Genomic DNA, 5,198 nt, shown 5'->3' on the forward strand with positions numbered 1-5,198 from the left:
TCTTGACCCAGCCCTGGAAGAGCTTCTTGTTGGCGGCGCCATGCTTCTCGTCATTGGCGAGGAGATGCATGAGGTCGATCGTGTTGGCGAGGTTGCGCTCATAGTCGGCCTCGGCCGCCGAAATCACCGCCGGGGTGATGAAGTCATGGTTGGCGGCGGCGATCTGCATCAGGAAGCCGGAGCGGAACACTTCGCCCACCAGCGGCTCGAAGACGATGTTGATGGCGAAGTACTGCTCGAGATAGTCGGTCGCGCCCATGATGGTCTCGACCGCTTCGCGCGTGCCTTGCCAGTTCTTGTCCTCGAGCCAGGCCTTCTTGCCGAGCTCGTCGTCCCAGTCGGGAAGGTCCATGCCGATCTCGGCAAGGTAGAGCGTGATGTCCTGGGCAAGCCGCAGCTTGTAGGACGAATTGGTCAGCGTCGCGTTGTTGATCATCTGGGTGTAGCCGTAACGCTGCGCCTGCATCAGCGAGGTGCCGAGTCCGAATTCGGCGTGTTTCCAGGCGCCGAGCTGCGTCTGCAGTATCTTGACCCAGGCCTTGTCGAAGGTCTTCGGGGTGCCCGACTTGCGCGCGTTGTTGATGACGCTCTGCACCATCGTCTCGATCTTCGACTGGCGCTGGTAGTGCGTACGCTCCCACTCCTGGTCGGGAGCGCGGAAGGCATGCCAGTTGGAGCTCTGCGCGGCGGTGTTCTGCTTGACATAGGCGCCCTTGCCGTCGGCAAAGGAGATGATCCAGTCCTGGATCAGGTAGCGTTCCGGGTCGGGCTGGACGTCGACCGTCATGTCCTCGTAGTGTGTGGCGCGCTGGCCTTTCGGGTCGAAATACCGGTATTTCCGGCTGTCGGAGTCGGCGAAGATTGCCGCGCCGGCGGCTCCTGATCCGACTGAACTCGAGGTTGCAGGCATAGTCTCTCTCCCTTGTTGCAGTTGTGGTTGGCTGTGCGTGGCCGCCCTCAACGGGCCGGCGTTGCACCTGCCGATGTGGTGAACTTGTCGAAGAAGATCCGCTCCGTTTCGAAGCCGTTCATGAACAGCACCGGCTGCAGCGCATCGATCATCGGCGGCGGGCCACAGGCATGGACATCGCCCTGCCCGTCGACCGCCAGTTGCTTGAGCACGGCGTCGACACTCTGGTGCACGAAGCCACGTTCGCCTTGCCATTCGGCGTCGTCGTTCGCGTGCGACAGCACGGGAATGAAGGTGACGTCGGAATGATTGCCGACCAGCTCGGCGATCCTGTCGAGATAGAACAGGTCGTTGCGGGTGCGGGCGCCGTAGAAGAAATAGACCGGACGTTTCTCGCCGCTCTTCAGGTGATCGTTGAGGATCGACCAGACCGGCGACATGCCCGAGCCGGCGCCGACCAGGATCAGGGGTCCTTGCCGTTCGTCGCGGCGGAAGCAGGTTCCGTAGGGTCCGACGACGGTGACTTCGGCTCCGGCCCTGATGCCTCCGGAATCGAGTTCTCCCGAGAACTTTCCCTCAGGGTATTTTTTGATGATGAAGGAGAGTTTTTGGGTTTGGTCCGGCGTATTTGCCATGGAGAACGAGCGCGTAATCGTCTCCCCTTTTTGCGTGGTAACCGTGATGTCGACATATTGCCCCGCCCAGAACTTCATTGGGGAGCCGAGTTCGATCTCGATGCCGCGAATGTCGTGGGTCAGCTGCTCGATGCGAGCAATCCGGCCCTTGTACGTCTTCACGGCGATCGCTTTCGCCAAAATCTCCTCGTCGTAGTTGAGAAGCTCGACTTCCAGGTCGGAGAAGGCGATGCAGCGGCACAACAGCACGTGCCCGCTCTCCTTCTCCATGTCGTTCAGAGCGAAGGTCGAGTATTTCAGCATGTCGACTTCGCCTTCGAGCAACACGCTTTTGCAGGCCGAGCATTGCCCTTCCTTGCAGCCGTGCGGCAGGGCGATGCCCTGGCGGAACGCGGCGTTGAGCACCGTTTCGCCATGCTCGACGTCGAATTCGACGCCGACCGGGCTGAGCCTGACCGTGTGGGTTTCCGACATACGGACCTCCAGTGAAAGGATGGGCGGGACGAACCCGCCCCCCTTTGGCCTGATCAGTTGCAGGGGTTGATGGTGAAGCCCTTGGCGTACTCCGCCAGGTGCTTCTCGCGGTCCGCGGGCGACATGGCACGCAGCGCGTTGAGCGGCGATCCGAGCGTGTTGCCGCGCACGTCGTCGAGCGTCCACATCTCCTTGTCGTCGAAGCGCAGATGCGGCTGCGGAACCAGCGTCTTGCCGTCGGAACGGACGAAGTTCAGGTCCTTGATCGCATCGGCCAGATCCCAGCCGTCATAGAGCGTCTCCCACTCGCGCTTGCCGCTGAAGCGGCCCATCGCGGGCGTCGGCCGGCCCTGATACTCGTCGGCGAAGGCGACCGTTGCGGTCCACTTGTCGAGTTCGTGGGCGAAGGTATGGAGTTGACCGTCGATCTCGCCGACCACCATGTCCTCGCGGATCAGGCAGGGAACGAGGCAGGACCAGCAGCGGTGCGGGTAGACGTAGCCGACGTCGCTGTTGAACAGCAGCACCTTCTCGCCCTTGTGGCTGAGCTTGGCATACCATTTCCAGAAGTCGCCGAACTCGGCATACCAGCCTGGATATTTGTGCTCGAACCACTCGAAGTCCTTGTCAGTCTGGGCTTCGATGCGCCAGAAGTTGACCGGCCAGCCGACCGCGAAGAACTGCCCGACCTTGTGGACGTAGTTCTTCTTGGTGATGCGTTCCCAGGCCGCCTGGACGTCGTCGTGATGGACCTTGATGCCGTATTTTTCGAGCGGCAGCATGTACGTGCGATAATAGTCCTCATAGATCCAGCGGTGCCACATTTCCGCGTAGGACTCCTTGTTCTTGTCGCGGTTGGTGGTGCCGTATTCGATGAAGGTGCCGATGGCGGCATCGACGATGGCGTGGTTCTGCCAGAAGGCGTAGCGCAGGTCGCGCTCGAGCAAGAGGTGGTTCTCCGGCTCCTTGAGCGCCGCCATCAGCAGCGAGTGGCCATTGCCGATATGCCGGCTCTCGTCGGACTGCACCGACAGGAACACCGTCGGCAACGCGTAGTCGCCGTTGCGGGCGGCCTCCGAAGGCATGGCGACGAACAGCGTGTTGGTGAAGGCGGTTTCGGCCACGACGGTCAGGTACATGCAGGCGGCGGTCATCGTGTCGCCGGTGATGAAGCCTTCGGCGAACTGCCGGCCGATGGTGGTGGCGTAGCACTTTCCGAAGGCTTCCTCGGTGATATCGAAGCCGGCCGGATCGATGTAGTTCTCCATGTACCATTTCTTCAAATTCATCTGGATCGTCGAGTGACGAAACTCGTCGATCATCTGCATGGTGAAGCCGGTTCTGAGTTCCTCACCAGGCGCGATGCGGGCAACCATCGCCATCGAGCGGGCAGCAGAGATTTCCGGGAAGGGAATGATGGCCAGGAAGAGCTTCATCCACTCGACCCAGCGCGGCTCGACGTTGCGGAACATGTCGCCGCGCAGCGCCGCATCGAGCGCGCCGTAGACGCGGTTGTCCTTTTCTTCCTGCATCGGGAAATACGACCGCAGGACCTGCTTCATCGGGTCGCGCGGCGTCTTGTTGATCTTGTAGTCGGTCGGAAACGTCATCGCTTCCTGGACGTAGGAAGGATTCCAGCCGAGATCGGCAATCTTCTTGGTTGCCTCGCCGACGGAGATTCCGCGTTGCGAGGTAATCTTGTTGAGCGTCAGAGACGTCATGGTCATAAGCCTCCACCAGGTTTGAGCCGCAGGTCCCTTGACCCCGGCATGAAGCGGCACACAGCACCGCCAGTGAGAGTGCGAGCGGCACGACAAAGGGTTGCGCATCGAAGCGCGACTCATGGTCCGGCCGTTCAAGTGGATCGCGGCAAAGGTTTTCGAGGTGTTTTGGCAGAGACCCGCGGCGCCAACCGCATGTGCGATGGGCGTATCGAAGCGGTCTCTGCTCCCTCCGTTCCTTCGTTCTTTTGGCACCGCGTCAAAAGCGCGATGGGCTTCTTGTGGAAAGGTACAAAGCAAGCGGCGTGCCAATTTGAAAATAGCACTCATGGCCGGGGCTCAAAACAAAATCGCTGATCTTACAACACATGAGAATACGGCCAACTGTAACGTTCTTTTACAGTCGTAACGTACGCCTGTAATATTTATCGTCTATTCGCAATCGCAATATGTTTAGTTAGCACTCGCAGCAAATACGAAACAAAAATCATCTATTCAATTCTACGTCTTTCTCTACTATTTGAAGGCGAAGCCCATGGACGGGCTTCGCGCTGGAGAGAGACAATGCCGAGCGATAGAGACAGGAGTGGGCCGCCTGGGCCAATGTCCAGCCAGGCCGACGGCGTCACCGGCGATCTTGTCAGGCTGATGCCTCGCGATCTGGTCTTTGTCATGCGCTTCATGGGCGAGAGCCAACATCGCCTGCAGAGCCACTTCCAGGACTTCATCCGGGCCGAGCTTGCCGCCGGCGGCGTCACAACGGAAACGCATCCGATGATCCACCTGTTCATCGAAAACCACGCGATCCTGTTGCGGGACTTCGTGTTTTCCGGCGTTTCGCTGTCACGCCAGTTCCGCGTCGACGAGATCGAGCGCCTGACCGGCGATACGACATCGATGATCCGCGTCGACATCTGGGATCAGCTCAAGAGCCATATCGAGACGGCGGAAAAACAGTTCCAGTCATAGGCCAGCACATTGCCAAAATTGCTGTCGGCCTTCGAAAAGCCACCCGGACCTTTGGGGAGCAAAAAATGACGGGAGGATCCGATATCACCAGGCGTGACGCGCTGCTCGCCCGCCGGCTCGATCTGGTCGCCAATGTCTCCGCGCTCACCGCCGAGGCGCTGCGGCTCAATCAGAAACGCGCCGGCTTCGAGATGGATGTGCTGCGCCTGGAGCTGGAAATCGGCAGAACCGGCGCCAGCGAGCAACTGGTGCGGGATTTGCATGAGGCAGAGCAGAGCGCGGCGGCGGTCATGCAGGCATGCGCGGCGTGCGAGGACCGCATCGTCGCGGCAAGCCGGCGATCAACGTCCTCGACATCGCCTTCCGCCGCGACGGCGAACAAGGACTGACGGGAGAGACAGCATGAACCAACAGACGATGCAGAACCTGACCTTGTTCGACCTCCTGGCGCGGAGCTGGCGTCGTCCGTCGGCGATCGCCGATCTGCGC

Annotated in this window: 5 protein-coding genes; 2 read left to right on the forward strand and 3 right to left on the reverse strand. The window is 60.4% G+C overall.

Translation table 11 applies throughout. The features are described from left to right. From EN993_RS30860 to EN993_RS30870, 3 genes are all read right to left on the reverse strand, one after another. Window positions 1-910 (reverse strand): toluene hydroxylase (locus tag EN993_RS30860; RefSeq protein ID WP_127265664.1); only part of this gene is annotated, 910 nt, incomplete at its 3' end. A 47-nt stretch (window positions 911-957) separates the two neighbouring features. Further along, window positions 958-2,019, reverse strand: coding sequence for a 2Fe-2S iron-sulfur cluster binding domain-containing protein (locus EN993_RS30865; protein ID WP_127265665.1), 1,062 nt, complete (start codon window positions 2,017-2,019; stop codon window positions 958-960). A 53-nt stretch (window positions 2,020-2,072) separates the two neighbouring features. After that, window positions 2,073-3,740, reverse strand: coding sequence for an aromatic/alkene/methane monooxygenase hydroxylase/oxygenase subunit alpha (locus EN993_RS30870; protein WP_091583952.1), 1,668 nt, complete (start codon window positions 3,738-3,740; stop codon window positions 2,073-2,075). A 564-nt stretch (window positions 3,741-4,304) separates the two neighbouring features. Here EN993_RS30870 and EN993_RS30875 point away from each other — a divergent pair. Continuing rightward, entirely contained in the window at window positions 4,305-4,709 is a 405-nt protein-coding gene (locus tag EN993_RS30875; protein ID WP_127265666.1) for a hypothetical protein, read from the forward strand. Window positions 4,710-4,774: 65 nt separating this feature from the next. Next, window positions 4,775-5,098, forward strand: a complete 324-nt coding sequence (locus EN993_RS30880) for a hypothetical protein (RefSeq protein ID WP_127265667.1) — start codon at window positions 4,775-4,777, stop codon at window positions 5,096-5,098. Window positions 5,099-5,198: the final 100 nt, after the last annotated feature.

The sequence above is a fragment of the Mesorhizobium sp. M7D.F.Ca.US.004.01.2.1 genome, from assembly GCF_003997785.1.
GTDB lineage: Bacteria > Pseudomonadota > Alphaproteobacteria > Rhizobiales > Rhizobiaceae > Mesorhizobium > Mesorhizobium loti.